The organism is Streptomyces sp. NPDC004327 (assembly GCF_042873935.1).
Taxonomy (GTDB): Bacteria; Actinomycetota; Actinomycetes; order Streptomycetales; family Streptomycetaceae; genus Streptomyces.
In genome coordinates, this window is the sequence record NZ_JBIAME010000002.1 from 229,867 (window position 1) to 254,766 (window position 24,900).

General features: G+C 73.4%; 27 protein-coding genes. 8 read left to right on the forward strand and 19 right to left on the reverse strand.

The annotated features are described in order from the left end of the window. Positions 1–23: 23 nt before the first annotated feature. Complete coding sequence (locus ACFYU9_RS07120; RefSeq protein ID WP_389343371.1) at positions 24–443, reverse strand: DUF6069 family protein; 420 nt, start codon at positions 441–443, stop codon at positions 24–26. A 120-nt stretch (positions 444–563) separates the two neighbouring features. On the opposite strand from ACFYU9_RS07120, the gene ACFYU9_RS07125 reads away from it, so the two are divergent. From ACFYU9_RS07125 to ACFYU9_RS07135, 3 genes are all read left to right on the forward strand, one after another. Continuing rightward, positions 564–1,061: a MarR family winged helix-turn-helix transcriptional regulator gene (locus ACFYU9_RS07125; protein WP_389206459.1), complete on the forward strand. Its 498-nt coding sequence runs from the start codon at positions 564–566 to the stop codon at positions 1,059–1,061. Positions 1,062–1,238: 177 nt separating this feature from the next. Next, on the forward strand, positions 1,239–2,315 hold the full coding sequence (locus ACFYU9_RS07130) for a hypothetical protein (protein WP_389206457.1): 1,077 nt from the start codon (positions 1,239–1,241) through the stop codon (positions 2,313–2,315). Positions 2,316–2,410: 95 nt separating this feature from the next. After that, complete coding sequence (locus ACFYU9_RS07135; RefSeq protein ID WP_389206455.1) at positions 2,411–3,424, forward strand: beta-ketoacyl-ACP synthase 3; 1,014 nt, start codon at positions 2,411–2,413, stop codon at positions 3,422–3,424. A gap of 82 nt (positions 3,425–3,506) precedes the next feature. Here the strand turns inward: ACFYU9_RS07135 and ACFYU9_RS07140 are convergent, their stop codons facing one another. The 5 genes from ACFYU9_RS07140 to ACFYU9_RS07160 are packed head-to-tail and all read right to left on the reverse strand — an operon-like array spanning position 3,507 to position 6,492. Next, on the reverse strand, positions 3,507–3,824 hold the full coding sequence (locus tag ACFYU9_RS07140; RefSeq protein WP_389206453.1) for an antibiotic biosynthesis monooxygenase family protein: 318 nt from the start codon (positions 3,822–3,824) through the stop codon (positions 3,507–3,509). Beyond that, positions 3,821–4,138 (reverse strand): antibiotic biosynthesis monooxygenase family protein, encoded by a 318-nt coding sequence (locus ACFYU9_RS07145; protein WP_389206451.1) that lies wholly within the window; start codon positions 4,136–4,138, stop codon positions 3,821–3,823. The genes ACFYU9_RS07140 and ACFYU9_RS07145 overlap by 4 nt, the downstream gene beginning before the upstream one ends. Before the next feature lies 1 nt (position 4,139). Then, the gene (locus ACFYU9_RS07150; RefSeq protein WP_389206449.1) at positions 4,140–4,889 is read right to left on the reverse strand and encodes an SDR family NAD(P)-dependent oxidoreductase; all 750 of its coding nucleotides are present in this window, start codon (positions 4,887–4,889) and stop codon (positions 4,140–4,142) included. 51 nt (positions 4,890–4,940) lie between these two features. Continuing rightward, positions 4,941–5,993, reverse strand: a complete 1,053-nt coding sequence (locus tag ACFYU9_RS07155; RefSeq protein ID WP_389206755.1) for a methyltransferase — start codon at positions 5,991–5,993, stop codon at positions 4,941–4,943. Positions 5,994–6,036: 43 nt separating this feature from the next. Further along, on the reverse strand, positions 6,037–6,492 hold the full coding sequence (locus ACFYU9_RS07160) for an anthrone oxygenase family protein (protein ID WP_389206447.1): 456 nt from the start codon (positions 6,490–6,492) through the stop codon (positions 6,037–6,039). Between the two features lie 214 nt (positions 6,493–6,706). Between ACFYU9_RS07160 and ACFYU9_RS07165 the strand changes: the two genes are divergently transcribed. Both ACFYU9_RS07165 and ACFYU9_RS07170 read left to right on the forward strand, forming a co-directional pair. After that, positions 6,707–7,153 (forward strand): anthrone oxygenase family protein, encoded by a 447-nt coding sequence (locus ACFYU9_RS07165; protein ID WP_389206444.1) that lies wholly within the window; start codon positions 6,707–6,709, stop codon positions 7,151–7,153. A 33-nt stretch (positions 7,154–7,186) separates the two neighbouring features. Further along, positions 7,187–7,927, forward strand: a complete 741-nt coding sequence (locus tag ACFYU9_RS07170) for a SchA/CurD-like domain-containing protein (protein ID WP_389206442.1) — start codon at positions 7,187–7,189, stop codon at positions 7,925–7,927. A gap of 79 nt (positions 7,928–8,006) precedes the next feature. Here ACFYU9_RS07170 and ACFYU9_RS07175 read toward each other — a convergent pair whose 3' ends face one another. The 9 genes from ACFYU9_RS07175 to fabG all read right to left on the reverse strand — a co-directional run bounded on the left by ACFYU9_RS07175 (position 8,007) and on the right by fabG (position 15,301). Then, a complete protein-coding gene (locus ACFYU9_RS07175) occupies positions 8,007–8,819 on the reverse strand; it encodes an antibiotic biosynthesis monooxygenase (RefSeq protein ID WP_389206440.1) in 813 nt (270 codons plus the stop codon). Beyond that, positions 8,816–9,268 (reverse strand): SRPBCC family protein, encoded by a 453-nt coding sequence (locus ACFYU9_RS07180; protein WP_389206437.1) that lies wholly within the window; start codon positions 9,266–9,268, stop codon positions 8,816–8,818. The genes ACFYU9_RS07175 and ACFYU9_RS07180 overlap by 4 nt, the downstream gene beginning before the upstream one ends. 1 nt (position 9,269) lies before the next feature. Then, complete coding sequence (locus tag ACFYU9_RS07185) at positions 9,270–9,524, reverse strand: acyl carrier protein (protein ID WP_389206435.1); 255 nt, start codon at positions 9,522–9,524, stop codon at positions 9,270–9,272. A 68-nt stretch (positions 9,525–9,592) separates the two neighbouring features. Beyond that, on the reverse strand, positions 9,593–10,810 hold the full coding sequence (locus tag ACFYU9_RS07190) for a ketosynthase chain-length factor (RefSeq protein ID WP_389343374.1): 1,218 nt from the start codon (positions 10,808–10,810) through the stop codon (positions 9,593–9,595). Beyond that, positions 10,807–12,075 (reverse strand): beta-ketoacyl-[acyl-carrier-protein] synthase family protein, encoded by a 1,269-nt coding sequence (locus tag ACFYU9_RS07195; RefSeq protein ID WP_389206429.1) that lies wholly within the window; start codon positions 12,073–12,075, stop codon positions 10,807–10,809. Before ACFYU9_RS07195 ends, ACFYU9_RS07190 begins: the two co-directional genes overlap by 4 nt. Further along, entirely contained in the window at positions 12,072–12,497 is a 426-nt protein-coding gene (locus tag ACFYU9_RS07200) for a cupin domain-containing protein (protein ID WP_389206428.1), read from the reverse strand. Before ACFYU9_RS07200 ends, ACFYU9_RS07195 begins: the two co-directional genes overlap by 4 nt. Positions 12,498–12,537: 40 nt before the next feature. After that, positions 12,538–12,858: a TcmI family type II polyketide cyclase gene (locus ACFYU9_RS07205; protein WP_389206424.1), complete on the reverse strand. Its 321-nt coding sequence runs from the start codon at positions 12,856–12,858 to the stop codon at positions 12,538–12,540. Positions 12,859–12,944: 86 nt separating this feature from the next. Next, complete coding sequence (locus ACFYU9_RS07210) at positions 12,945–14,564, reverse strand: peptide MFS transporter (RefSeq protein ID WP_389343377.1); 1,620 nt, start codon at positions 14,562–14,564, stop codon at positions 12,945–12,947. Then, the gene (gene fabG, locus ACFYU9_RS07215) at positions 14,561–15,301 is read right to left on the reverse strand and encodes a 3-oxoacyl-ACP reductase FabG (protein WP_389206420.1); all 741 of its coding nucleotides are present in this window, start codon (positions 15,299–15,301) and stop codon (positions 14,561–14,563) included. The genes ACFYU9_RS07210 and fabG overlap by 4 nt, the downstream gene beginning before the upstream one ends. Before the next feature lie 109 nt (positions 15,302–15,410). Between fabG and ACFYU9_RS07220 the strand changes: the two genes are divergently transcribed. Further along, positions 15,411–17,828, forward strand: a complete 2,418-nt coding sequence (locus tag ACFYU9_RS07220) for a multicopper oxidase family protein (RefSeq protein WP_389343380.1) — start codon at positions 15,411–15,413, stop codon at positions 17,826–17,828. On the opposite strand, the gene ACFYU9_RS07225 is transcribed toward ACFYU9_RS07220, so the two are convergent. Next, on the reverse strand, positions 17,816–18,841 hold the full coding sequence (locus tag ACFYU9_RS07225) for an acyltransferase domain-containing protein (RefSeq protein WP_389343383.1): 1,026 nt from the start codon (positions 18,839–18,841) through the stop codon (positions 17,816–17,818). The genes ACFYU9_RS07220 and ACFYU9_RS07225 overlap by 13 nt on opposite strands. A gap of 97 nt (positions 18,842–18,938) precedes the next feature. Between ACFYU9_RS07225 and ACFYU9_RS07230 the strand changes: the two genes are divergently transcribed. Both ACFYU9_RS07230 and ACFYU9_RS07235 read left to right on the forward strand, forming a co-directional pair. Continuing rightward, on the forward strand, positions 18,939–20,555 hold the full coding sequence (locus tag ACFYU9_RS07230; protein ID WP_389206414.1) for an acyl-CoA carboxylase subunit beta: 1,617 nt from the start codon (positions 18,939–18,941) through the stop codon (positions 20,553–20,555). Further along, a complete protein-coding gene (locus ACFYU9_RS07235; protein ID WP_389343386.1) occupies positions 20,552–20,767 on the forward strand; it encodes an acyl-CoA carboxylase subunit epsilon in 216 nt (71 codons plus the stop codon). Before ACFYU9_RS07230 ends, ACFYU9_RS07235 begins: the two co-directional genes overlap by 4 nt. An 83-nt stretch (positions 20,768–20,850) precedes the next feature. Here ACFYU9_RS07235 and ACFYU9_RS07240 read toward each other — a convergent pair whose 3' ends face one another. From ACFYU9_RS07240 to ACFYU9_RS07250, 3 genes are read right to left on the reverse strand one after another with little or no spacing between them, the layout of a single operon-like run. Further along, positions 20,851–22,011: an acyl-CoA dehydrogenase family protein gene (locus tag ACFYU9_RS07240; protein WP_389206411.1), complete on the reverse strand. Its 1,161-nt coding sequence runs from the start codon at positions 22,009–22,011 to the stop codon at positions 20,851–20,853. Positions 22,012–22,013: 2 nt separating this feature from the next. After that, positions 22,014–22,952: a hydroxymethylglutaryl-CoA lyase gene (locus ACFYU9_RS07245; protein WP_389343389.1), complete on the reverse strand. Its 939-nt coding sequence runs from the start codon at positions 22,950–22,952 to the stop codon at positions 22,014–22,016. Beyond that, on the reverse strand, positions 22,949–24,886 hold the full coding sequence (locus tag ACFYU9_RS07250; protein WP_389343392.1) for a biotin carboxylase N-terminal domain-containing protein: 1,938 nt from the start codon (positions 24,884–24,886) through the stop codon (positions 22,949–22,951). The genes ACFYU9_RS07245 and ACFYU9_RS07250 overlap by 4 nt, the downstream gene beginning before the upstream one ends. Between the last annotated feature and the right edge of the window lie 14 nt (positions 24,887–24,900).

Sequence of the window (24,900 nt, forward strand, 5' to 3'; positions counted from 1 at the left end):
GGTGGCCGGCCCGGCACGGCGGATCAGGCGGCAGGGGCGCTCTTGCGGAAGGCCGGCACGAGGATCGCGCCGACGACGAGGTGGAAGAGGACCAGGGTGATCTTGTTGCCGGTGGTCAGGCCCGCGCCGAAGACCGGTGCGAACAGCGAGAGCACCAGGATCACCAGGGCCACCACGGTCCAGACCGTGCGGGCGCGGCCGGCGGCGAACTTCTCCAGGAGGGCCAGCAGGCCCCAGCCGAGCAGTCCGATCACGGCGACGCCGATGATCACCGCCGGGAAGGGGAGCGGGCTGGTGGTGGTGGAGCCCGGGCCGTCCGGGGTCCGCAGGTCGATGTCGAACGCGGAGTGGGCGAGCAGCCAGATCAGGCCGTCGATCACGACGGCGGCGACGACGGCGAGGGCGCGGGTGCGCGTCGGGCTGGTGGTGGATGTCGCGGTCATCTCGGGCCTCCTTCGGTGCGTGGATTAGTTGAGTGCGAGATGTATATGTGTGACTTCCGCACATGATGTTCTCACGTCAAAGAATGTCTCGTCCAGTCACATGCAGGTAACCTGGAAGTCGTGACCGCTACGGAGAAGACCGCGACCGTCGTCGATCCGACCGTGCTCGACGCCGTCGAGTCCGCGATGATCCGCATCCGTCGCAGACAGTCCCGGCGCAGCCTCGCCCGGCCCGTCGTCATGGGTCTCAGCGAGCCGGTCGACCTCAACACGCTCGCCGTCGTCGACGCCGTCGACGAGGGCGCGGGCGAGGACGGCCGCGACGTCACCGTCGGATTCATCGCCGACCGCCTCGCGATAGACCCCTCCCGGGCCAGCCGGATCGTCGCCGAAGCGGTCCGCTCCGGCTTCGTCCGCCGGGTGGCCTCGCAGGAGGACGGCCGGCGCAGCTGCCTGGAGCTCACCGACATCGGCCGCGAGGCCGTGACCGCCGCCCACCGCACCCGGCAGGGCTTCTACTCCGTCGTGCTCGGCGACTGGGAGCCCGACGAGCAGCGCGACTTCGCCCGGCTGCTCACCAAGTTCGTGCACTCCCTGGACGACGCCGGCCGCCGCTGACGGCCGCCGTCGTCCGGGCCCCGCCACCGATCCGCCCTCCGCGGGGGCGTCCACCGGCCTTCGAGGCGGCTTCGAGCCACCCCGGCGACGCTGAACTCACCACAACCCCGCAACCGACGGCGCATCGGAGCCCCGCAGCCGTGGGGCGTCCGCGCCTGTCTCGAAGGAGGCGCGACGGTGAGTACCACCGACCGGACAGACCAGCGGCCCGCGACCGGACCGGCCGAGGGCGATCCCACGCCCGCCGCCCGGCGAGGCCGCCCTGCCCGAACCGGAGCCAAGGCTCCCGCGGCGGCGCCCGTCCGCCCCCCGGCCGCCGTCGGCTGGGCCTACGTGATGGTGATCGTGGCCACCCTCGCCGCGATCGCCAGCAACGTCTTCGAAATCGCCCACCAGGTGGAGACCGGCGTGGCGGGCGCCGCCACCACCGGCGACCTGGCACTGACCATCGCCTTCTGCGCGCTCTTCGGCTTCTTCGCCGAGATGCTGCGGGCCGGCCGCCAGTGGGGCCGGGTGCTGCTCACCGTCTTCACCGCGCTCGGCCTGGTCTTCACCAGCCTCGGCCTGGCCGGCCTCGGCGGCCGCCCGATGGTCGGCCCGCTCCAGGAGAGCCTCGCCGTCGCCAGCCTCGTGCCGTCCGTCATCGGCCTCGTCCTGCTCTTCGTGCCGTCCGTGAACGCCTGGATGACCCAGGTGCGGGTGAGCGGCCGGATGATCTCGCAGCGGCTGCGCAAGCTGATCCTCACCTGCCACGTGGCCATCTCGGTCGGCTGGCTCGGCCTGGTCACCGGCATGTTCGCGATGTCCGTCGCCGGCGCCACCACCGGCGACGCCGCCCAGCAGGCCGCGATGTACCGGACCATGTCGCTGCTCGACGAGATCTTCCTCGGCATGACCAGCATGTTCGCCCTGATCACCGGCATCGTCGTGGCCGCCGGCACCAAGTGGGGCCTGCTGCAGCGCCGTTGGGTCGCCGTGAAGTTCTTCTGGACCATGGGCGTGATGGTGCTCGGCTTCTCCGTGATCCACCAGTACATCCTCAAGGCCAACGAACTGGTCTCGGCCGGCGCCCCCGTGCGCGGCGGCGAACTCGACTCCGTCGGCTGGTCGATGGCCGCCTCGGCCGCCGTGGCCCTGTTCAGCCTGATCGCGATGACGGCCATCTCCACGTACAAGCCCTGGGGCCTCACCAAGCGCGGCCGCGCCGCCTCGCCCGCGGCGCGCACCGCCCGTACCGCTTCCCGCACCTCCTGAAGCCGCGGCCCTCGCGGCCGTACCTCCCGAAGCCGTACCTCCCCAAGCCGTACCTCCTGAAGCTGACGCTCGCCCCGAAAGGACGACCGGCCACCATGACCACGACCCACCCCGTCATCCGGGACACCCGGGAACTGCGGCACAGCCGCCTCCTGGGGCTCGGCGTGTACCGCCCCGAGCGGTCCGTGCCCAACAGCGAGATCGCCGAGCGCACCGGCCTCGACCCGGCCTGGATCGAGAGCCGCTCCGGGATCCGCTCCCGGCGCTACGCCTCCCCGGAGGAGACCCTGCCGACCATGGCGGCCACCGCCGCCGAGAAGGCCCTGGCCGCCGCCGGGATCGGCGCCGACCAGGTCGGCACCGTCATCGTCGCCACCATCACCTCGATGGAGCAGATGCCGGCCGTGGCCGTCGAGGTCGCGCACCGCATCGGCGCCCGGCAGGCCGCCGCCTTCGACATCTCGGCCGCCTGCGCCGGCTTCTGCCACGCCGTCGCGCTCGCGAGCGACCTGGTGCGGCTCGGCCGCTCCGACTACGTCCTGGTGATCGGCGCCGAGCGGATGACCGACATCCTCGACCACGCCGACCGCGACACCGCCTTCCTCTTCGCCGACGGCGCCGGCGCCGTGCTCGTCGGCCCCTCCGACGAGGCGGGCATCGGCCCGGTCGTCTGGCGGGCCGACGGCTCGCGCAACGCCGCCCTGAAGATGACCGACCCGTGGCACGACGGCACCGGCGAGCGCCCCGAGGACCGGCCCGCCATCACCATGTCCGGCTGGAAGGTCTACCGCTGGGCCACCAACGAGATCGTGCCCGCCGCCCGCCGGATGCTCGACCTGGCCGGCGTCACCGCCGACCAGCTCGGCGCGTTCGTCCCGCACCAGGCCAACATGCTCATCACCGACGTCGTCGTCGAACAGCTCGGCCTGACCGAACGCACCGCCGTCGCCCGCGACATCGTCACCAGCGGCAACAGCTCCGCCGCCTCCATACCGCTGGCCATGGAGGAACTCCTCTCCTCCGGCAAGGCCGCGAGCGGCGACCTGGCCCTGCTCATCGGCTTCGGCGCGGGCCTGGTCTACGCCGGCCAGGTGGTCCGCCTTCCCTGACCGGACCGCCGGCACGACGAAGGGCGCCCCGGGCCTCAAGGCCCGGGGCGCCCTTCGTGTGTGCGGTGCCGGCCGGCGGGTCCTAGTACGCCGCCAGGACCTCGAACAGCGCGAACGGGCTGGGCCGTTCGGTGTCCTGGTACGGGCGGAGCGGGGAGGTCGTGCCGCGGTGCGCCGAGCCCGCCTCCCAGTCGCGGAACGCCGCCATCGACTCCCACTCGCTCAGTACGGCGAACGCGCCCTCGTCGCCGAGCGTCCGCAGCAGCTCGTTGCCGAGCAGTCCCGGCGTGCCCGCCAGGTCCTTGCTGATCGTGTGGTACGCCTCGGCGACGGCCTCCGTCTCGGCGGGGGACGGCCGCAGGTGCAGCATCACGCGCACCCGGCCCGCCGCCCCGCTCATCCGGCGACCTCCACCATCCGCATCATCGCCAGCGAGCCGCCGGACCGGTACGGATGCAGCTTCTCGCGGTGCGCCACGTGCTCCGGGCTGCGCTCGAAGGCCAGGAACGAGTCCATGTCCGTCCAGTCGCTCACCACGTAGTACACCGACTCCTCCCCGGGCTTCGCGCTGCGCGCCAGGGTGTGCCCGAGGTTCGCCGGCTGCGCCGTGACCTCCTTGCTGCCCTCGGTCCACACCTGCTCGAAGTCCGCCTCCATGCCCGGGTTCACCTGCACGGTGAGCAGCACCCGGAACGAGCCCGCGCGGGCCGCCATCTCAGACACCCCCGTCGACGTGCAGGGTCTCGCCGTTGACGTACGTGGACAGGTCGCTGGCCAGGAAGAGCACCGCGCCCGCGATCTCCTCCGGGCGGCCGAACCGGCCCAGCGCCATCATCCGCAGATAGCGCTCGTTGTACGCGGCCCGCTGCTCCTCGGTCAGCTCGTCGGGCTCCGAGGTGTCGATGACGCCGGGCGCGACCACGTTGAAGCGGATGCCCTTGCCGCCCAGCTCCTTGCACAGCGAGCGGGTCAGACCGATCAGACCGGCCTTGGAGGCCGTGTAGTGGCCGCGCAGCGGGATGCCCGCCATCGCGCCGCGGGAGCCGATGTTGATGACCGAGGAGCCCTCACGCAGCAGCGGCAGTGCCTTGCTGATCACCATGAACGGGCCGGTCAGGTTGGTCGTGACGACCCGCTCCCACTCCTCGAACGGCAGCTGCGCGAACGGGATCTGGCTGATCACGCCCGCGTTGTTGACCAGCACGTCCAGCGTCTCGAAGCGCTCCCGGCACGCCTGGAGCACCAGCTCCACGCCCTCCGCCGTGCCCACGTCGGCGCGCACCAGCGCGTGGTCGCCGCCGATCTCCTTCAGCTCACGGGCCAGGCTGTCGACCGCCTCGCCCTCCTGCCGGTAGCAGGTCACCACGGTGGCGCCGGCCTTGGCCAGGGCCAGCACGGTGGCCCGGCCGATGCCCCGGCTGCCGCCGGTGACCAGCGCGTTCTTGCCCACCAGTCGAAGTTCCATGTCGTCTTCCTCCGTACGGGTTCGGGAAATCAGCAGGTGTTCCTCAGGTGCTCAGCGCGCCGTCGGCACCGGGCGGCACTCCAGGACCGCCCAGCGGCCGGCGGCCGGTTCGTTAACGAGCTCGAAGCCCGCCGTCGCGAGCAGCTCGCGCCACTGCCGCTCGGAGCGTTCGCGGCCGCCGAAGCGGACCAGCATGTCCAGGTCGAGGAGCTTGCCGCGGTCCCACTCGTTGGCCGGGCCGACGAGGAACTCGCAGATCAGCAGCCGTCCCTCGGGATCGCCGGCCAGCGCCTCGCGGATCCGGCCGAGGATCGCCGCCGCCTTCTCGTCGTCCCAGTCGTGCAGCACGGCCTTCAGGACGTACGCGTCGGCGCCCTTCGGCAGCTCCTCGAAGAAGTCGCCGGGCACCACCTCGACGCGCTCGGCGACCCCGGCCTCCTCGAAGGCCTTGCCGGCCTCCGCCACCACCGACGGGCGGTCGACGAGCGTGCCGCGCACCCGCGGGTTGCGGGCCAGCAGTTCGGCGAGGAACAGGCCCCGGCCGCCGCCGATGTCCGCGATCCGGCCGAAGCGCCCGAAGTCGTAGCCGTCGAGCAGCATCCGCGCGGTGGCGTGGCTCATCCCGGTCATCGCCCGGTCGAACAGCGCGCCCGCCCGCGGGTCCTGCTCCAGGTGCTCGAAGAAGGTGTGCCCGTACGCGGCCTCGAAGGCCGGCTCGCCGGTCCGCACCGTGTGCAGCAGCTGCCCGTAGGAGCGCCACAGCATCTCGTCGCCGTTGTACAGCACCATGTCCCGCTGGCTGCCCGGCGCGTCGGACCGCAGGCACGCGGCCACGTCGTTGAGCGCGTACCGGCCGTCGTCCTCCTGGACGAACACCCCGAACGCGGCGGCCACCCGCAGCACCCGGCCCAGCGCGTCCGCGTGGCTGTCCGTGCGCTCCGCCAGCTCGGCGACGGTCAGCGGGCCGCCGGCCAGCTCGTCGGCGACGCCCAGCTCGGCGACCACGTGCAGCACCCGCGAGATCCGTTTGCCGTCCGTCAGCAGCAGCAGCCGTACGTGCGGCGGCAGCGCGGCGGTCATCGCCGGGCCGACCACACCGGTCATGGAGTCCACACCTTCTCCTTGAGTCCTTGGACGTCGTCGGACGTCAGATGAGTACGCCGGCCGCGCCGACGTTCACGAGCAGCGCCGACACCGCGAGCGCGCCCCGCACCCGGTTCCAGCGGATCCACCGCGCCCGCGGGTCGCGCCGCTCGAAGTCGGCCGGCAGCGCCTGCGGGTCGAGCGTCGACAGCCAGCGGTTGATCGGCACGTTCTTCGTCAGCGACACCGTCATCGCGGCGGCGAGCAGCAGCGCGCCGAGCGCCGCGAGCACCCGCACCGCGGTCAGCGGCGCGGTCGCCGTCAGGGCGAGGTCGCACAGCAGACAGCTCAGCAGCGAGATCGGCATGAACGGGTCGAAGCGGGTGACCAGACCCTTGTGCACCGGGACGTACATCCCGGTCGGCAGCGTGTTGAACAGCGGCGCCGCCAGCACCGAGACGCTGAGCCCGCCGGCCGCGAGACCGCCGGCCAGCAGCGCCGCGGGCATGAGAATCCGCATCGGGTCCACCACGCATCACCCTTCCGAAGCCGCCGCCGCGCCGCGCGGCGGACCACTGCGACGACTCTCGGATCCGCAGGTCGAAACGGACTCGAAGACCGCTCGACGGCGTCCCACCAGACCCGCGGCCCGTGTGCGTCGAGCACCCCTCCACAGCGAATCGAGCAGGTGGCAGCAGGGTGGCGGGGACAACAACCGCGGACCGGGAGTCGTGATGCTTGAGGAAGTGCTGAGCGGGGTCGTGCTGATCGGGACGGGGACCGTCACGGGGATCTTCGTGGCCGTCCTGGTCAGCGTGGGGCCCGCCATGTCGGCCATGGGACGCGCCGACTACCTGCGGGCCCACGCCCTGCTGGGCAGGGGCTACCACCCGTTGATGCCGATCCTGGTCAACGTGGTGACCATCAGCGCCTTCGCGCTCGGCTGGCTCGCCCGGTCGCCGGGCAACGTGCTGTTCCCCGTCGCCGCCGTGCTGCTCGTCGGCGTGCAGGCGGTCTCGCACCTCGGCAACGTGCCGATCAACCGCTCGCTGCGCCGGCTCGCCGCGGACGGCCCCTGGCAGGACCCCCGGCCGCTCTGGCGCGCCTGGCACCGGCTGCGTACGGCCCTCGCCGCGCTCGCCCTGACGGTCGTGACCGTCGCGGTACTCGCCACCCCCTGAACCCCCGGACAGCTCCTTGGAGGAGGAACCGCCATGCCACTCGACGCCATCACCTACCGCGTCCGGCCCGGATGCGAGGAGGACCTGAGGGAGGTGTTCTCACCGCACAACTTCACCCGGGTGGACTCGCCCGTCATCAAGGACGACGCCGGCAACACCCTCGGCATGCTGCTCGGCACCGGCCTGTTCGTGCAGGACGACACGGTGATCCGGGTGATCCACCACGACGGCGTCAGCGCCGCCCGGGTCGCCTCGCACATGTCCGTGCAGACCGGGGTCCACGAGGCCGAGCGGGCCATCCTGCCGTTCCTCGTCGAGCCGCGCGACACCGAGACCCCCGAGGGCTTCCGGCAGCACTTCCACCGCAGCCTGATGACCGCCCTCGAACAGCACAGCCCCGACGAGCGGCCCGCCGCCGGCACGGTCGCGCTGCGCCACCAGCTCCGGGCCGGCGCGGGCGCCGCCCTGGAACGGGAGCGCGGCACCGTCAACCGCAAGGCGTCGCTGCTGCTCTCGCCGGACCACCCGACGATCGTGCGCACCGCGCTCTTCCTGCACGAGGACACCCTGGTGCGGGTCGTCCAGTACGACGGCCATCCGTACGACGTCGTCGGCTACCTCACCGACGTCTGCTTCGCGCAGGACGCCGACGCCTGGCTCCAGCCGTACCTGGCGGACCCCAAGCGGCCCGACCACCCGGACGCCTACCTGGCCCTGGTGCACGAGCAGGCCATGGTGTCCGTCGCGCACATGTCCGTCCTCGGCGTGGACTGACCGGACGCACCACGCCCCGTACACGCGAAACCGCCGCCCGGCCTTCCGGCCCGGCGGCGGTTTCCGTGTCAGCGGGGCGTCACACCTCGGGGTGGTCGAACCACTCGCCGAGCTTGGTGCCCATCAGCGGGCTGCCCCGCAGCTTCAGCTTGCCGGTCAGGAACGCCTTCGCACCGGGCAGCTTGCCCACGCCCATCGCCATCATGTCGGGGAACTTGATCCCGATGGTGATGTCCGGGCTGTCGTGCTGCCCCTTGTCGGTGCGGCACTCGCCGTCCTCGACGTGCACGTAGTGGAGCTTCTGCCCCTCCGTGGACGCGATGTCGAACTGGAAGACGCCCTTCTGGCCGGCCGCCTTCGCCGGGTTGAACTCCGAGACGAGGAGCTCGAAGACCAGCGTCAGGGCGGCGTCCAGGCCGCCCTCGCGCTCGGCGACGGCCGCCTCCAGCTGCTTCGACGGCACCGACTCGACGAGCTCGATCAGCTCGGTCACCTGTTCCTGCTGCACACCCACCGGTTCCTCCTGGAACTCGTCGTCGTACTCGTCGGACTCGTCGGACTCGTCGCCCCGCGCACATGCGTGGAGCGGTTCGAGCAGGTGCATCTCGCCGCCGGCCCGCATCGGCCACAGCCGCCGCAGATACGCCTGCTGCTCCGGGCTCTGCTCGAAGGCCCGGAAGGCCGGCTCGTCGGTCCAGTCGGTCAGGACCGTGAAGCTGCCCGGCTCGCCGGCCAGCCGCAGCAGCTGCTGGCCGTGGTTGTCGGGGAAGGCGCGGACGGTACGGGAGTGCGCGAGCCACAGCTCCTCGAACTCCGCCTCGTGGCCGTCCTTGATCCGGATCTGCAGCAGGACGCGCAGTCCGGCCGCGGCTTCGGTCGCGGGCCCGGTCATGCGCCCACCGCCGCCTGCTCCACCAGGCCCTTGATCCGGGCCATCTCCCGGCGGGTGTTGGTGTTCAGGCGCTCGGCCATCTCCGTGTCGCCGAACGGCAGGCCCTCGCGGACCGCGAACTCCTGGCGCCAGCGCATCTCGACGCCGGCCCCGGTCTGCTCGTACGTCCAGTGCAGGTCCATGAAGACGAACGGGCCGGTCTCGATCCGCCGGGCGCGCACGGTCCGGGTCGCCGGATCGGGGGTGCGCTCGGAGACCCAGCTCCACACCTGGCCGTTCTCGTCCGGGTGCAGGGTGAGCCGGAAGCGCACGGTGGCGCCGTCCCGCTCCAGGATCTCGGCCGCCGCGTACTCGGAGAACAGCCGCGGCCAGGACTCGACGTCGTTCGTCATGTCCCACACCAGGTCCATCGGCGCGTCGATGACGATGCTGTTGTCGGTGGCGGTCATGTCAGGCCGCCGCGAGGCTGTTGTTGACGTACGCGATCACGGCCTCGGGGGAGTTCATCTCCTCGATGGCCTCGTCCGGGATCTGCAGGCCGTACTCGCGCTGGATCTGGCTGGCGATCTCCAGGACCGCGAGCGAGTCGTAGCCGATGTCGGTGAAGTCGGTGGAGAGGTGCTCCTCGGTGAGCTCCTCGGTCTCGCCGGTGCACCGGCTCATGATCTCCTTGAGGTCGCCGAAGGTCATGGTGGTGCTGCTCATCTGTTCCTCCTGGGGACGGTAAGCGGTACGGGGAGAGCGGTAACGCAGAGCGGTACGAGCGGGAGCGGTCATGCGGAGCGGAGCACGAGCGCCGCGTTGAAGCCGCCGTAGCCGCGGCTGAGGACCAGGGCGGTGCGCAGCCGGGTCTCGCGGGGCCAGTCGGTCACCAGGTCGAGCTGGTGTGCGCGGTCCGGACGTATGTTCACCGACGGAGGGATGACCTGGTCGCGCAGCGCGAGCGCGGCCGCCGCCGCGTCGAGCGCCGCGCCGCCGGCGTACAGCCGCCCGGTCATCGTCTTCGGCACCGTCACCGGTACCCCGGCCGGGCCGAAGACCGCGCTGATCGCCGCCGCCTCCTGCCGGTCGAGCTCCGGCACGCCGTAGCCGTCGGCGAAGACCACGTCGACGTCGCCGGGCGCCAGGCCCGCGTCCGCGAGCGCCAGTTCGGCGGCCCGCCGCAGCCCCGGCGGACGGCCGGAGCCGGGCCGCGGGTCCATGGTGGCCGCGTAGCCGGCGATCTCCGCGTACAGCCGCGGGACGCCCCGCCGCTCCGCGTCCTCGCGGCTCTCCACGGTCAGGATCGCGCCGCCCTCGCCCGGCACGTATCCGCCGGCGGCGGGATCGAAGGGCACGAAGGCGCGGTCCGGCCGTTGCTCCTCGCTGAGCCGGCCGTTGCTGAGCTGGCAGACCAGGCCGTACGGGGAGAGCGATGCGTCCGTGCCGCCGGACACCACCAGCCTGGTGCCCTTGGCGAGCACCCGGCGGGCCTGCGCCAGCGCGTCCAGGCCGCCGGCCTGCTCCGAGCAGACCACGCTGCACGGGCCGCGCATGCCGTGCCGGATGGACAGCTGGCCGGTGGTCGCCGCGTAGAACCAGGCGATGGCCATGTACGCGCCGACCGCCTGCGGGCCCTCCGCGTAGAGCTTCTGCAGCTCGCGCTGGCCGAACTCGACGCCGCCGGAGGAGTTGGCGGTGATCACCGCCATGTCCAGGTCGGCGAAGGCAGCGGTGTCCACGGCCGCGTCGGCCAGCGCCTCGTTGGTCGCGGCGAACGCGTACTGCGTCATCGCGTCCGTCTCGCTGACCAGCCGCTGCGGCGCGTGGTCGGCCGGATCGAAGCCGTCGGCCTCGCCCGCCACCCGCACCGGGTAGCGCGCCGGGTCGAAGCGGGTGATCGGGCCGAGCCCGGACTTGCCGTCCAGGGTGGCCTGCCACCACGCCTCGCGGTCCAGGCCGTTGGGCGCGACGACGCCGATCCCGGTGATCACGGGGGTGCTGGTGGTCATCTGGCAGCCCTCCTCGGCGAGGTGAGGACGACGGCGCTCTGGAAGCCGCCGAAGCCGCTGCCGACGCTGAGGACCACGTCGAGCTCCGCCTCGCGCGCGGTGCCCGGCACGTAGTCCAGGTCGCACTCGGGGTCCGGCTCCTCGTAGTTGGCGGTCGGCGGGATCGCGCCCCGGTCCATCGCCAGCGCGCTGGCCGCGATCTCGATCGAGCCGATCGAGCCGAGCGAGTGCCCGACCATCGACTTGATCGAGCTGACCGGGATGCCGTACGCGTGCTGCCCGAGGCTGCGCTTGTACGCGGCGGTCTCGTGCCGGTCGTTCTGCTTGGTGCCGCTGCCGTGGGCGTTGGCGTAGTCGATCTCGTCCGGGTTGATCCGGGCCTCGTCGAGCGCGGCGGTGATCGCCTCGCCCATCTCCCGGCCGTCCGGGCGCAGTCCGGTCATGTGGTAGCCGTTGGCGCGGGCCGCGTACCCCGCCACCTCGCAGTAGATCTTCGCGCCGCGGGCCAGCGCGTGCTCCCGCTCCTCGATCACGAAGACCGCGGAGCCCTCGCCGAGGACCAGGCCGTTGCGCCGCCGGTCGAACGGCTTGCAGGCGTGCTCCGGGTCGTCGTTGCTGGTGGAGGAGGCGCGCAGGGTGTCGAAGCAGGACACGGTGATCGGGTAGATCGGCGCGTCGGTCGCGCCGGCCACCATCACGTCGGCCGAGCCCTCGCGGATCAGGTCCACCGCGTACCCGACGGCGTCGATGCCCGCGCAGCAGCCGGAGCTGACCACGGTGGCCGGGCCCTCGGCGCCCGCCGCCCACGCCACCTCGGAGGCGAGCGAGCTGGACATCACGTACGAGTAGAGGTGCGGCTTCATGTACCCCTGGTCGACCAGCCACTGACGGCCGTTGTCGCTGACCGTGCGGTACTCCTGCTCCATCGAGATGGCGTTGCCGACGCCGTTGCCGATGCTGACGCCGACCCGTTCCGGGTTCTCCGCGTCCATGTCGATCCCGCTGTCGGCGAGCGCCTCGCGGGCGGCGACCAGCGCGAACTGGCCGGCCCGGTCGGTGCGCCGGATCTCCTGGAACGACAGGCCGGCGGCCTCCGGGTCGAAGTCGCACTCGGCGCCGATCCGGGAGCGGAACGGGGCCGGGTCGAACAGGGTGATCCGGCGGGTCGCCGTACGGCCCTTGACGATCATCTCCCAGAAGTTCTCGCGGCCCGGCTGCCCCGGAGCGACCACACCGATCCCGGTGATGACTGCCCTTCCGGTCATCCGGCGCCACCGACCTCGGGCAGGCTGCCCTCGCCGGGCAGCGGCTCGCAGTCGACGTGGCCGAGCTCGGGGCGCGGGGCCAGCGGGCTGAGGAAGAAGGCGACGTGCGCCTGCTCGTCGCCCGGGTTCTCGATCCGGTGCCGCACGCCGATCGGCACCATGAAGGACTCGCCGGGCTCCAGGATCAGCTCCTTGCCGTCGATCCGGAGCAGGACGCGGCCGCGTATCGCGTGGAAGAACTCCTCGGAGTGCGGGTGGTAGTGCTCGGAGACGTACTCCCCGGGCTCCAGCGTGCCGACGCCCATGAACCCCGAGGTCGCGCCACAGGTCTTCGGGCTGAGCAGGACACGCAGGTCGCCGCCGCGCTTGCGGTTCGGCGGCACGTCGTCGATGGCGACCTTGATGAGGTCAGTGGTTTGCATGCGGTGCTCCACAGGATGGGGACGGGTGCGGCGGACGGCTTCAGGGGGTCCAGGTGTAGAAGGCCTCGGCCATCGAGTCCTTCGGCTCCCGCCAGTCGGGGGAGTACGGGGTCATGAACTCCTGCAGGCGGGTGTTGATGTCCTGGTACAGCGGGTGGCTGCGGGCCTGGTAGAGGCTGCCGTTGATCGGCTCCTCGGCCTCCACCAGGTGGAAGTACAGCCCGTGGAAGCGGAACAGGGTGCGCCGCTGGACCCCGATCATGTGCGGCAGATCGGTCGCGTCGGACTCGGCGAACAGCGCGGCCACCTTCTCCGCGTCGTCGTGGTCCATGCGCGCGACGATGAGTGTGCGATGAGCCATGGGAACTCCTCGATGGTGTCGCCCGGAGCGGTCGGGCTTGCGGCGGCCGTGAGCGGTGCGGCCGCCGGTGTCGCGGTTCAGATGATTCACCGGGCGGCTTGAGGCGGAGTCCAGCCCAACTCGACGTCGGATTCGAGCCGTTCCACGGCCGGATCGCCGTACCGCCCGGTATGCGGATCGTCCCGCGGCGCCGCATCCCGCGCGCCTCCGGAGGGTTCGCGCGGCAGCAGGACGGCGGTCACCGCGGCGGCCGCGGCGAAGCCGGCCAGGTACGTCCACAGCGGCAGCACGCCGACCAGCCGGGACAACTGCCCGCCCAGCCCGGCGCCGAGCGCCGCGCCCAGGTAGAACAGGCCCATCATCCGGCCCCGGTGGCCCTCCGGCGCGGTCTCCGCCGTGCTGCTCAGGCCCACCGGGCCGAAGACCAGCTCGCCGCAGGCCACCCACAGGAACGCGGCGAGCAGCCACAGCGGCGACACCGGCCCGCCGGTGCGGTCGGCGAACCAGGCGCCCGCCGCGAGCACCGCGAAACCGACCGCCGCGAATCCGAGCCCGGCCGCGAACTTCCGCCCCGCGCCCCGGCGCGCCGCGCCCGCCCTCGGGCCCGCTTCCGCGCCCTTCCGCCCCGCCCCGCGCCCGATCCGCAGCCACAGCCAGGCGAACAGCGGCGCGAGCAGCAGCAGGAACAGCGGATGCGCGGACTGGAACCAGCTCGCCGGCACCAGGAAGCCGGCCACCTCGCGGTCGGTGTGCTCCCGGGCGAACAGGCTGAAGACCGAGCCCAGTTGCCCGAACATCGCCCAGAACAGCACCGACGGCGCGAACACCCGCAGATAGCCGCGCACCCGGGTCCGCTCGGCCGCCTTCAGCTCGCCGCCGCGCAGCAGCCGGCGGAAGTACCAGACGGGCGCCACCAGCGAACCGAGCCCGCACAGCGCGAGCACCGGGTGCAGCGCCGCCCCGCCCGCCGCGAGCGCCCCGGCCGCGAGCAGCACCGCGAGCGCCAGCGCCGCCCAGGAGCCCCGCCGCAGCCGGCGCATCGACTCCGGCGGCAGCGGACGGCTCGGACCGGTGCGTGCGCCGCGCAGGCTCGGCGCGCCGTGCAGGTACTGCAGCACGCCGAACGCCATGCCGACGGCCGCCGCCCCGAAGCCCAGGTGCCAGGCCACCCGCTCGCCGAGCGCGCCCGTGACCAGCGGCCCGATCAGCGCGCTGACCTGCACGCTCATGTAGAAGAGGGAGAACGCGGCCTGTCGCTGGGCGCTGGAGGCGCCCGGGTTCATCTGGTCGAAGATCACCGGCAGATTGGGCTTGAGCAGCCCGGTGCCGCAGGCCACCAGCATCAGCCCGGCGTAGAACGCGGTCTGCGCGGGCACCGCCATGCACGCGTGCCCGGCCGCGATCACCACCGCGCCGGCCAGCATCGCCCGATGGGTGCCGAGCACCCGGTCGCCCAGCCAGCCACCGGGCAGCGCGGCCAGGAACGACGCCGACACGTACAGCCCGAACAGCGCGCCCGCCGTGCCGTCGGACAGCCCGAGGCCGCCGTCGGAGCGGGGCGCCGTCGCGTACAGGAACAGCAGCGCCTGCATGCCGTAGAAGCTGAACCGCTCCCACATGTCGGTCATGAACAGGGTGCTGAACCAGCGCTCGCGGAACATCGCCCGCAGCGGGCGGCCCGCGGCGGTCGTCGGTACGTCGCTCACAGCGCGATGCCGCCGTCGATCTGCACGACCTGGCCGGTGATGTAGTCGGCCCCGTCGGACAGCAGGAAGGCGACCAGCTCCGCGACGGACCCGGCGGTGCCGAAGCGGCCCATGGCGACCTTCCCGACGGCCGCCGCCCGGGCCTTGGGCGTCATCCCGTCCAGCATGTCCGTCTCGATGAACCCCGGCGCCACCGCGTTGACCCGCACCCCGTACGGGGCGACCTCCTTGGCCAGCGCCCGGGTGAGCCCGTTCAGACCGGCCTTGGCCGTGGCGTAGTTGGTCTGGCCCGGGTTGCCGTACACCCCGATCACCGACGACACGTTCACGATCGCGCCCGCTCGGCGGGCGAGCATCCCGCGCACCACCGCACGGGTGGTGTGGAACGCCCCGTCCAGGCTGGTGCCGACCACCGACTGCCAGTCCTTCGCCGACATCAGCGCCATCGGCCGGTCCTTGAGCACCCCGGCCGAGTTGACCAGCGCGTACGGCGCGCCGAGCTTCTCCTCCGCGCCGGCCGTGAAGGCGCCGACCGCCTCCGGGTCGGTGACGTCGCACACCGCGTGGTGCACGGTCGCGCCGGCCTCCTGGCACAGCCGGACCGTCTCCAGGGCCGCCTCGTCCGCCGCCCGGGAGCAGAACCCGATGTCGTGGCCCGCCTCCGCGAGCCGGACCGCGATCGCCCGGCCGATGCCCCGCGAGCCGCCGGTCACCAGCGCAACGCGCCTTTCGGTCATCTTCCCGTCCCCTTCGCCGCAGTCGTGGCCGGGGCGGCTGCCACGGCCGCGGCGAGCATCGTGCAGCCGCCTCGAGCCAGACTCGAAGCACCCCCACCACGCTGGCCGCATGGTGGAGAACCTCTTCGAGCAGAACCTGCTGTGGGCCGTCCTGGCCGCGGTCTTCTGGGGCTACGCGGCGCGCGGCGCCCGCACCCTGGCGACCCGGCGCACCGCCCGCTCGCTCCGGCGCCGGGCCCGTCTCGGCCTCGTCCTCGTCTGCGTGTCCCTGCTGGTCCTCGCGCTGCGGGTGGGGCTGGCCGTCGCCCTGGCCGCGGCGGCCGGCTGGCGCGGCGGCGCGGACTTCGTGCTGTTCGCGGCCGTACCGCTGACGGTGGCGGGCGCGGCGGTCGCGGCCCTCGCGATCCCGGCGTACGTACGGGTCGTCCGCGCGTCCCGCTCCTCGGCCGAGCCGCCCGCGGCCCCGGCCGGACGGCCGGCCGAGCCGGTCGCGGTCGGGGCGGGCGCCGCCGGCACCGGGGCGGAGGCGACCGGATCCGGCCACCGCGCCGAGGCCCGGCCCGGCGCCGACGGCACCGGCCCCGGGCCGGCCGGTGCCGGCCCGCTGCCCCCGTACCCCGCCGGGCCCGCCGCTCCGCCCCTCGCGCCGCCCGACCTCCGCCGCGCCGCCGCCGACCCGCGGCTCGTCGTGCCCGTGCGGGCCTGCTTCGCCGTGGCGCTGGTGGCCGGGGTGCTCACCCTCCACCCGCCGACGCCCACCTACACCGCCCCCTTCGTCCTCGAACTCGCCCTGTTCGCGGCCGTCGCGGGCGCGCTGCTGCTCTTCCAGCAGCGCCGCCGCGCCGAGCTCGCCGCGGCCGGGTGGACGCGGCCGTCGCGGGCCCGCCGGCTGGTGCGGCCGACCGCGCTGCTGACCTCCGTGGCCCTGCTGTCGACGGCCGGCTGCTCGCTGATGTGGCAGGAGAGCCGGCTGCCCGACACGCTCGGCAGCGCCCAGCACGCGCACACCTTCGACCTCGGCGGCGGCGCGGCCGCCGGCGGCTCCCCGATGCGCGACGTCGCCACCCTCACGGGCCCGCGCGACGAGCGGCCGACCCGCAGCTTCACCCTCACCGCGACCAGCGGCACGATGACCCTGGCGTCCGGGGAGAAGATCCGGGCGCTCGCCTTCAACGGCAGCCTGCCCGGACCCGAACTGCGCATGGTGCGCGGCGAGCTGACCGAGGTCGTGCTGATCAACCGGAACGTGAAGGAGGGCGTGACCGTGCACTGGCACGGCGTCGACGTCCCCAACGCCGAGGACGGCGTCGCCGGCGTCACCCAGGACGCGGTGCGGCCCGGCGAGCGGCACGTCTACCGCTTCCGGCCGCCGCGGGCCGGCACCTTCTGGTACCACTCGCACCAGCAGTCCAGCACCGTCGTCACCCGCGGCCTGTTCGGCGCCCTCGTCGTCGAGGAGCCCGGCGCCCGCCCGCAGGGCGTCGACCGGACCGTGGTCGCGCACGCCTGGCCCGTCACCGACGCCAAGGGCGCGTCCGGCGGCGCCTCCGAAGGCGACGGCGGGGGCGGCCCGCCGCACGGCGGCGGCGCGCTCAGCGGCGAGAACGGCCTCGGCGGCCTGCTGCGCACCGCGCTCGGCGACGACACCCGGCGCCGGACCCAGCAGGTGGCCGCCGGCACGCCGGTCCGGCTGCGCCTGGTCAACGCCGACAACTGCCCCCGTACGTACTCCCTCGCCGGCACCCCGTTCAAGGTCGCCGCGATCGACGGCAACGACGTCAACGCCCCCTCCGAACTGAACGACCGGAGGCTGCGGATCGCCGGCGGCGGCCGGATGGACGTCACCTTCGTCCAGCCCGCGACCCCCGTGCACCTCACCGTCATCGGCGACGCCAACGCGTCGAGCGCCAGCCACAGCTTCGAGGGCTGCGGCGAGGACGGCGCCTACGGCGCCGGCCGCCTGGAGACCGCCTCGCTGCTGCTCGCCCCGGCCGGCGCCGGCACCACCGCGCCGCCCGCCGTCGACGGGCCGCTCTTCGACCCGCTGCACTACGGCGGCCCCACCACCACCCCGTTCGGCCCCGACAGCCGCTACGACCGCGACTTCCACCTCGTCCTCGGCAACAGCGTCGGCTTCTTCGACGGCCGGCCGATGATGCTGTGGACGGTCAACAACGCCGTCTACCCGGACATCCCGGCGCTCATGGTCAAGGAGGGCGACCTGGTGCGCGTCAGCCTCGTCAACCGCAGTCTCGACGACCACCCCATGCACCTGCACGGCCACCGGCTGCTCGTGCTGTCCCGCGACGACGAGAAGGCCACCGGCAGCCCCTGGTGGACCGACACCCTCAACGTCGCTCCCGGCGAGCGGTACGAGGTCGCCTTCCGCGCCGACAACCCCGGCGTGTGGATGGACCACTGCCACAACCTCGACCACGCCCGCGACGGCATGGTCCTCCACCTCGCCTACGACGGCGTGACCAGCCCCTTCCACTCCGGCCGGGCCAGCGGCAATCAGCCGGAGTGAACCGGCGCCGGCGCGGCGTGCGGGCCCGCGAGCGCGAGCAGCCGCTCGCGGGCCGCGCGCACGCTCCGCCGGTCCTCCTCGGGCCCCTTCGCCCGCGGCGGCAGCGTCGCCAGCACCTCGCTGCGCCCGGCCCGCACCGCCGCGTGACCGCGCGCGATGACCGTCAGGCTCTGCGCCGGACCGGCCTCCACCAGGACCCGGTCCGCCGCCGCCAGCACCCGGTCGAGCGTCGGCCAGAACAGCACCGGGGCGGTCGGCTGGCCCGCCCAGAACTCCGGCGCCACCGCCCGCCCGGGCCCCAGCGGCCCGGTCGTGTACGCCGAGTAGATCGGCACCCGCGGCGGCGCGAGCCGCATCGGCGCGAGCAGCTCCCGCGTCGGCGCGACCAGCGGGGCGAGCGCCGGGCTGTGGTACGGGCTGCGCGCGGCGAGCCGGCGGAACGTCCGGCCGTCCGCGACGAGCCGCCGCGCGACCTCCTCCAGCGGCCCGTCCGGGCCCGAGAGCACCGTGTGCCGGGGCGCGTTCACCGCCGCCACCACCACGTCCCCGCCCACGTACCCCGAGAGCTCCGCCGGCGCGGCGGCCACCGCCAGCATCCCGCCGGCCGGCGTCGTCCGCTGCATCAGCACCCGCGCCCACAGCAGCCGCACCGCGTCCGCCAGCGGGAACACCCCGGCGAGCACCGCCGCCGTGAACTCGCCCATGCTGTGCCCGAGATACGCGTCCGGGCGCACCCCCCAGCTCTCCACCAGCCGGCCCATCGCGTAGTTCACGGCGAACAGCAGCGGCGCCGACCGCGCGTCGGCGTCCATCGGCACCGCCGGCACCTGTGCCAGCCAGTCCGCCCGGGCCTCCGCGCCCACCGGACCGAGCAGCCCGAGGACCTCGTCCACGGCCGCGGTGAACACCGGCTCGTGCCCGTAGAGCCCGGCCGCCATGCGCGGATGCTGTGCCCCGGTCCCCGGGAACATCAGGACGACGGAAGGACGCGGCCGGCGCTGAGGAAGAGTCATGGACACCAGCGTGGTCCGCGCCGATCGAGCCGTTCTCCAGTGCCTCATGCAGAAGCGTTCGAGCCCGCCTTGAGCAGCCCGGCGCATCCTGCACCGCATGACCGTTGTCGAGGAAACGCCCCCGAGACCCGGGACCAGCGCCGGCGCCGCGGCCCTTGCGGACGGCTCACTTCGCGACCGGGCGGCGGAACTCGCCGCCCTGCACGAGCGGGTCCGCCGCGGCCCGTCCGAACGGGCCACCGAGGCCCAGCACGCCAAGGGCAAACTGACCGCCCGCGAGCGCCTCGCCCTCCTCTTCGACGAGGGCACCTTCTCCGAGATCGAGGAACTGCGCCGGCACCGCGCCACCGGCTTCGGCCTGGAGGACCGCCGCCCGCACACCGACGGCGTGGTCACCGGCTGGGGTCGGGTGCACGGCCGCACGGTGTTCGCCTACGCCCACGACTTCCGGATCTTCGGCGGCGCCCTCGGCGAGGCCCACGCCGAGAAGATCCACAAGCTGATGGACCTGGCAGAGGCGGCCGGCGCGCCCATCGTCGGCCTGTGCGACGGCGCCGGCGCCCGCATCCAGGAGGGCGTCACCGCGCTCGCCGGCTACGGCGGCATCTTCACCCGCAACGTGCGCAACTCCGGTGTGATCCCGCAGATCAGCGTGATCCTCGGGCCCTGCGCCGGCGGTGCCGCCTACTCCCCGGCGCTCACCGACTTCGTCTTCATGGTGCGCGGCACCGCCCAGATGTTCATCACCGGGCCCGACGTCGTCCAGGCCGTCACCGGCGAGGTCATCACGCACGACGCGCTGGGCGGCGCCGACGCCCACGCCTCCGTCTCCGGCGTCGCCCACTTCGCCTGCGACGACGAGGAGTCCTGCCTGGAGGACGTGCGGCACCTGCTTTCGATGCTGCCCGCGAACAATCGCGAGCTGCCGCCCGCCGAGCCCACCGCGGACCCGCCGGACCGGCGCACCGAGGCGCTGCTCGACCTCGTCCCCGCCGACCCCGGCCGCGCGTACGACATGCGGGCGGTGATCGAGGAGATCGTCGACGACGGCGACGTCCTGGAGATCCAGGAGAGCTGGGCCACCAACATCGTGTGCGCGCTCGCCCGGCTCGACGGACGGGTCGTGGGCGTGGTCGCCAACCAGCCGTCCGCGTTCGCCGGCGTGCTCGACATCCACGCCTCGGAGAAGGCCGCCCGCTTCGTGCAGACCTGCGACTCCTTCAACATCCCGCTGGTCACCCTGGTCGACGTGCCCGGCTTCCTGCCCGGCGTCGACCAGGAGCACGGCGGCATCATCCGGCACGGCGCCAAACTGCTCTACGCGTACTGCAACGCCACCGTCCCGCGCGTCCAGCTGATCCTGCGCAAGGCGTACGGCGGCGCGTACATCGTGATGGACTCGCGCTCCATCGGCACCGACGTGTCGCTGGCCTGGCCGAGCAACGAGATCGCGGTGATGGGCGCGGAGGGCGCCGCGAACGTGGTCTTCCGGCGCGAGATCGCGGCGGCGGCCGACCCGGACGCGGCCCGCGCCCGGCTGGTGAAGGAGTACCGGGCGGAGCTGATGCACCCGTACTACGCGGCCGAGCGCGGCCTCGTCGACTCCGTCATCGACCCGGCCGACACCCGCGCCCGGCTGATCGACGCGCTGGCCATGCTGCGCGCCAAACACGCGCCGCTGCCCAGCCGCAAGCACGGGAACCAGCCCCAGTGAGCGCCGGCGGGAGCCCGATCCGGGTGCTGCGCGGCGCGCCGACGCCGGAGGAACTGGCCGCCTGCGTCCTGGTCCTGCAGTCCCTCGCGGCCCGCCGCGACGAGCCCGCTCCCACCGCCCCGCCCACGGCCTGCTGGCCGAGGCCGGCGGCCCCGCTCGCCGCGCCGGCGGCGGCGTGGTCGGCGGGCCGGGCGGGCACGTGGCGGGGCTGACGGGGCCGCGCGAGGGACCGGCAACGGCGAAAGCCCGCCACCCCGGGCCGGGGTGACGGGCTTTCGCCGCTGTGCCGTGGGGGTCAGGACGACAGACCGAGCTCCCGCGCGATCAGCATCCGCTGGACCTCGCTGGTGCCCTCGCCGATCTCCAGGATCTTCGAGTCGCGCCACATCCGGGCCACCGGGTACTCGTTCATGAAGCCGTAGCCGCCGTGGATCTGCGTCGCCTCGCGGGCGTTGTCGACGGCCACCGTCGACGAGTACAGCTTCGCGAGCGCCGCCTCCTTCTTGAACGGCTCGCCGAGGACGAGGCGGGAGGCCGCGTCGCGCCAGCCGACGCGGGCCATGTGGGCGCGCATCTCCATGTCGGCGATCTTGAACTGGATGGCCTGGTTGTCGCCGATCGGACGGCCGAAGGCGTGACGTTCCTTCGCGTACGTGACCGATTCGTCGACACAGCCCTGGGCGAGGCCCGTGGCGAGCGCCGAGATCGCGACCCGGCCCTCGTCGAGGATCCGCAGGAACTGCGCGTAGCCGCGGCCCTCCTCGCCGAGCAGGTTCTCCACCGGCACGCGCACGTCGTCGAAGGCGAGTTCGCGGGTGTCGGAGGCGTTCCAGCCGACCTTCGAGTAGGGCGCGGCGACGGTGAAGCCGGGCGTGCCCGAGGGGACGATGATCGAGGAGATCAGCGGGCGGCCGTCGGGCTTGCGGCCGGTCACCGCGGTCACCGTCACCAGGCCCGTGATGTCCGTGCCGGAGTTGGTGATGAAGCACTTCGAGCCGTTGATGACCCACTGGTCGCCGTCACGGACGGCCGTGGTCCGGGTGCCGCCCGCGTCCGAGCCGGCGCCCGGCTCGGTCAGACCGAACGCGCCGAGCATCTCGCCGGAGCACAGCTTCGGCAGCCACGCGCGCTTCTGCTCCTCCGTGCCGAAGCGGTAGACCGGCATGGCGCCGAGCGAGACGCCCGCCTCCAGCGTGATGGCGACCGAGGAGTCGACCCGGGCCAGCTCCTCCAGGGCGATGCCGAGCGCCAGGTAGTCGCCGCCCATGCCGCCGTACTCCTCGGGGAACGGCAGGCCGAACAGGCCCATGCGGCCCATCTCGCGGACGATCTCGTACGGGAACTCGTGCCGCTCGTAGTAGTCGCCGATCTTCGGGGCGACGACGTCGTGGGCGAACTCCTCCACCGTACGGCGGAGTTCCTCGTGCTCTTCGGAGAGTCGGTGGTCGAGGGACATGCTCAGGACTCCTTGTGGGAGAGCGCTCGGACGGTACGGGACGGGCTCGGGCGGCCCAGCTGTTCGGCCATCCACACGCTCGTGGCGGTGAGGGCGGCCAGATCTACCCCGGTCTCGATGCCGAGACCGCGGAGCATCCACACCAGGTCCTCGGTGGCGAGGTTGCCGGTGGCGGACTTGGCGTACGGGCAGCCGCCGAGGCCGCCCGCGGAGGCGTCGAAGACGGTGACGCCGTGCTGGAGGGCGGCGTGGGTGTTGGCCAGCGCCTGCCCGTAGGTGTCGTGGAAGTGCACGGCGATGCGGGAGGTGGGCACGCCGGCCTCGTTCAGCGCCGTGAGCAGCGCCTTCACATGGCCCGGGGTGGCGACGCCGATGGTGTCGCCGAGGCTCAGCTCGTCGCAGCCCATCTCGGCGAGCGCCTTGGTCACCCGGACGACCTGATCGAGGGGGACCGCGCCCTCCCAGGGGTCGCCGAAGCACATCGACAGATAGCCGCGGACCTTCAGGCCGGCCTCTATGGCCCGGGTGACGGTCGGCGCGAACATGGCCAGCGCCTCGTCGACGGTCCGGTTGAGGTTGGCCTTCGCGAAGGACTCGGTCGCCGACGCGAAGACGGCGACCTCGCGGGCCCCGAGCGCGAGCGCCCGGTCCAGGCCGCGCTCGTTCGGCACGAGCACCGGAAGCCGGACGGGCAGATCCTTGACCTGCGGGAACAGCTCCTCGGCGTCGGCGAGCTGGGGCACCCACTTCGGGTGCACGAAGCTCGTCGCCTCGACGGTGTCCAGCCCGGCGGCCGCCAGGCGGCGGATGAACTCCGCCTTCACCTCGGTCGGCACGGCGGTCTTCTCGTTCTGCAGCCCGTCGCGCGGCCCGACCTCGTGGATCCGCACCCGGGCCGGCAGCGCGGGATCGGCGACGGTCATCGGCAGGTCGACGCTCATGCCTTCTCCTCCTCGTCGCTCGGGGTCACCACGGCCAGGATCTGGTCCATGGCCACGGTCGTGCCCGGCGTGACGTCCAGTTCGGTGACGGTCCCGGCGTGCGGCGCGGAGATGACGTGCTCCATCTTCATCGCCTCCACCACCAGCAGGCTCTGACCGGCGACGACCTCGTCCCCGACCGCCACCTTCACGACCGTGACGGTGCCGGGCATCGGCGCGGCGAGCGTGTCGGCCCCGCCGTGCCGGGCACCGGAGAGCGCGGCGGCGACCGGGTCGTGGTCCATGACGTGCCAGGAGTCGCCGTCCCGGCCGAGCCAGGCCCCGGCGCGGTGGAAGTGGTGCGTGACCCCGCCGACGGTCACGCTGACCGAGCGGTCCGTCACCCGGGCGCCGCCCGGCACCTCGACCGTCACGGGCTCGGACCCCGCCACCCGGAACGGGAAGGCGAGCGGCTTCGGCGTGCCGCCGAGGCGGAAGCCGTTCGGCACCGAGAACGGGTCCGTCCAGCCGTCCCGCGGCGCGGGGGCGAGCTCCGCGGAGCGCACGGCCGCCGCCGCCGCGTACACCTCCTCCGGGACGCCCTCCGGGACCAGCGACTCCGCGTCCCGCTCCACCAGTCCGGTGTCCAGCTCGCCCGACACCACGTCCGGGTGGGCGAGCAGCCGGCGCAGGAAGCCCGCGTTCGTCGGGACGCCGAGGGTGACCGTCTCCGCGAGCGCGGCGCGCAGCTTGCGCAGCGCGGTCGGCCGGTCGGCGGCGTGGACGATGACCTTCGACAGCATGGGGTCGTAGAGGGAGGAGACCTCCGTGCCCGCCGCGAGACCGGAGTCCGTGCGGACCCCGGCGCCCTGCGGCTCGTTCAGCGCGAGGACCGTGCCGCCCGACGGCAGGAAGCCGCGCGACGGGTCCTCGGCGCAGATCCGGGCCTCGATGGCCCAGCCGTCGAGCCGGACGTCCTCCTGGGCGAAGGACAGCGGCTCGCCCGAGGCCACCCGCAGCTGCCACTCGACCAGGTCCAGGCCGGTGATCAGCTCGGTGACGGGGTGCTCGACCTGGAGACGGGTGTTCATCTCCATGAAGTAGTACGAGGACGGGTCGCCGCCCGGCACGATGAACTCGACCGTGCCCGCGCCCACATAGCCGCAGGACCGCGCCGCCTCGACCGCCGCCGCACCCATCGCGGCGCGCAGCTCGGGGGTCAGCAGGACGCTCGGGGCCTCCTCGATGATCTTCTGGTGGCGGCGCTGGAGCGAGCACTCGCGCTCGCCGAGGTGCACCACGTTGCCGTGGGCGTCCGCCAGGACCTGGATCTCGATGTGCCGGGGGCGGTCGATCCACCGCTCCACGAGCAGCGTGTCGTCGCCGAACGAGGACCGCGCCTCGCGCCGCGCCGCCGCGATCTCGTCGCCCAGGACGGCGAGGTCGCGGACGAGCCGCATGCCCTTGCCGCCGCCGCCCGCGCTCGGCTTGAGCAGCACGGGCGCGCCCAGCTCGTGGGCCGCGGCCTCGATGTCGGGGTCGGCGGCGCCGGGGACGACCGGCACGCCGGCGGCCTTGACGGTCTCCTTGGCGCGGATCTTGTCGCCCATGAGGGAGATCGCCTCGGCGGACGGCCCGATGAAGGCCAGGCCCGCCTCGGCGCACGCCCGCGCGAAGCCCGCGTTCTCGGCGAGGAAGCCGTAGCCGGGGTGCACGGCCTCTGCGCCGGTGCGGCGGGCCGCGTCGAGGAGTGCGGGGACGTTCAGATACGACTCGGCGGCGGGCGCCGGCCCGATCCGCACCGCCGTGTCGGCCTCGCGCACGTGCCGGGCGTCGGCGTCCGCGTCGCTGTAGACGGCGACGGAACGCACGCCGAGCTCGCGCAGCGTGCGGATGACCCGGACGGCGATCTCGCCACGGTTGGCGACGAGCACTGTGTCGAACAGGTGCTGCATGGTGTTGGGGTCCC

Bases quoted from the DNA above. Each gene is read 5' to 3' on its own strand.
- ACFYU9_RS07120 (WP_389343371.1), bottom strand. From the start codon at position 443: ATGACCGCGACATCCACCACCAGCCCGACGCGCACCCGCGCCCTCGCC.
- ACFYU9_RS07135 (WP_389206455.1), top strand. From the start codon at position 2,411: ATGACCACGACCCACCCCGTCATCCGGGACACCCGGGAACTGCGGCAC.
- ACFYU9_RS07140 (WP_389206453.1), bottom strand. From the start codon at position 3,824: ATGAGCGGGGCGGCGGGCCGGGTGCGCGTGATGCTGCACCTGCGGCCG.
- ACFYU9_RS07145 (WP_389206451.1), bottom strand. From the start codon at position 4,138: ATGGCGGCCCGCGCGGGCTCGTTCCGGGTGCTGCTCACCGTGCAGGTG.
- ACFYU9_RS07150 (WP_389206449.1), bottom strand. From the start codon at position 4,889: ATGGAACTTCGACTGGTGGGCAAGAACGCGCTGGTCACCGGCGGCAGC.
- ACFYU9_RS07155 (WP_389206755.1), bottom strand. From the start codon at position 5,993: ATGACCGGTGTGGTCGGCCCGGCGATGACCGCCGCGCTGCCGCCGCAC.
- ACFYU9_RS07160 (WP_389206447.1), bottom strand. From the start codon at position 6,492: ATGCGGATTCTCATGCCCGCGGCGCTGCTGGCCGGCGGTCTCGCGGCC.
- ACFYU9_RS07165 (WP_389206444.1), top strand. From the start codon at position 6,707: ATGCTTGAGGAAGTGCTGAGCGGGGTCGTGCTGATCGGGACGGGGACC.
- ACFYU9_RS07170 (WP_389206442.1), top strand. From the start codon at position 7,187: ATGCCACTCGACGCCATCACCTACCGCGTCCGGCCCGGATGCGAGGAG.
- ACFYU9_RS07175 (WP_389206440.1), bottom strand. From the start codon at position 8,819: ATGACCGGGCCCGCGACCGAAGCCGCGGCCGGACTGCGCGTCCTGCTG.
- ACFYU9_RS07180 (WP_389206437.1), bottom strand. From the start codon at position 9,268: ATGACCGCCACCGACAACAGCATCGTCATCGACGCGCCGATGGACCTG.
- ACFYU9_RS07185 (WP_389206435.1), bottom strand. From the start codon at position 9,524: ATGAGCAGCACCACCATGACCTTCGGCGACCTCAAGGAGATCATGAGC.
- ACFYU9_RS07190 (WP_389343374.1), bottom strand. From the start codon at position 10,810: ATGACCACCAGCACCCCCGTGATCACCGGGATCGGCGTCGTCGCGCCC.
- ACFYU9_RS07195 (WP_389206429.1), bottom strand. From the start codon at position 12,075: ATGACCGGAAGGGCAGTCATCACCGGGATCGGTGTGGTCGCTCCGGGG.
- ACFYU9_RS07200 (WP_389206428.1), bottom strand. From the start codon at position 12,497: ATGCAAACCACTGACCTCATCAAGGTCGCCATCGACGACGTGCCGCCG.
- ACFYU9_RS07205 (WP_389206424.1), bottom strand. From the start codon at position 12,858: ATGGCTCATCGCACACTCATCGTCGCGCGCATGGACCACGACGACGCG.
- fabG (WP_389206420.1), bottom strand. From the start codon at position 15,301: ATGACCGAAAGGCGCGTTGCGCTGGTGACCGGCGGCTCGCGGGGCATC.
- ACFYU9_RS07220 (WP_389343380.1), top strand. From the start codon at position 15,411: ATGGTGGAGAACCTCTTCGAGCAGAACCTGCTGTGGGCCGTCCTGGCC.
- ACFYU9_RS07225 (WP_389343383.1), bottom strand. From the start codon at position 18,841: ATGACTCTTCCTCAGCGCCGGCCGCGTCCTTCCGTCGTCCTGATGTTC.
- ACFYU9_RS07230 (WP_389206414.1), top strand. From the start codon at position 18,939: ATGACCGTTGTCGAGGAAACGCCCCCGAGACCCGGGACCAGCGCCGGC.
- ACFYU9_RS07240 (WP_389206411.1), bottom strand. From the start codon at position 22,011: ATGTCCCTCGACCACCGACTCTCCGAAGAGCACGAGGAACTCCGCCGT.
- ACFYU9_RS07245 (WP_389343389.1), bottom strand. From the start codon at position 22,952: ATGAGCGTCGACCTGCCGATGACCGTCGCCGATCCCGCGCTGCCGGCC.
- ACFYU9_RS07250 (WP_389343392.1), bottom strand. From the start codon at position 24,886: ATGCAGCACCTGTTCGACACAGTGCTCGTCGCCAACCGTGGCGAGATC.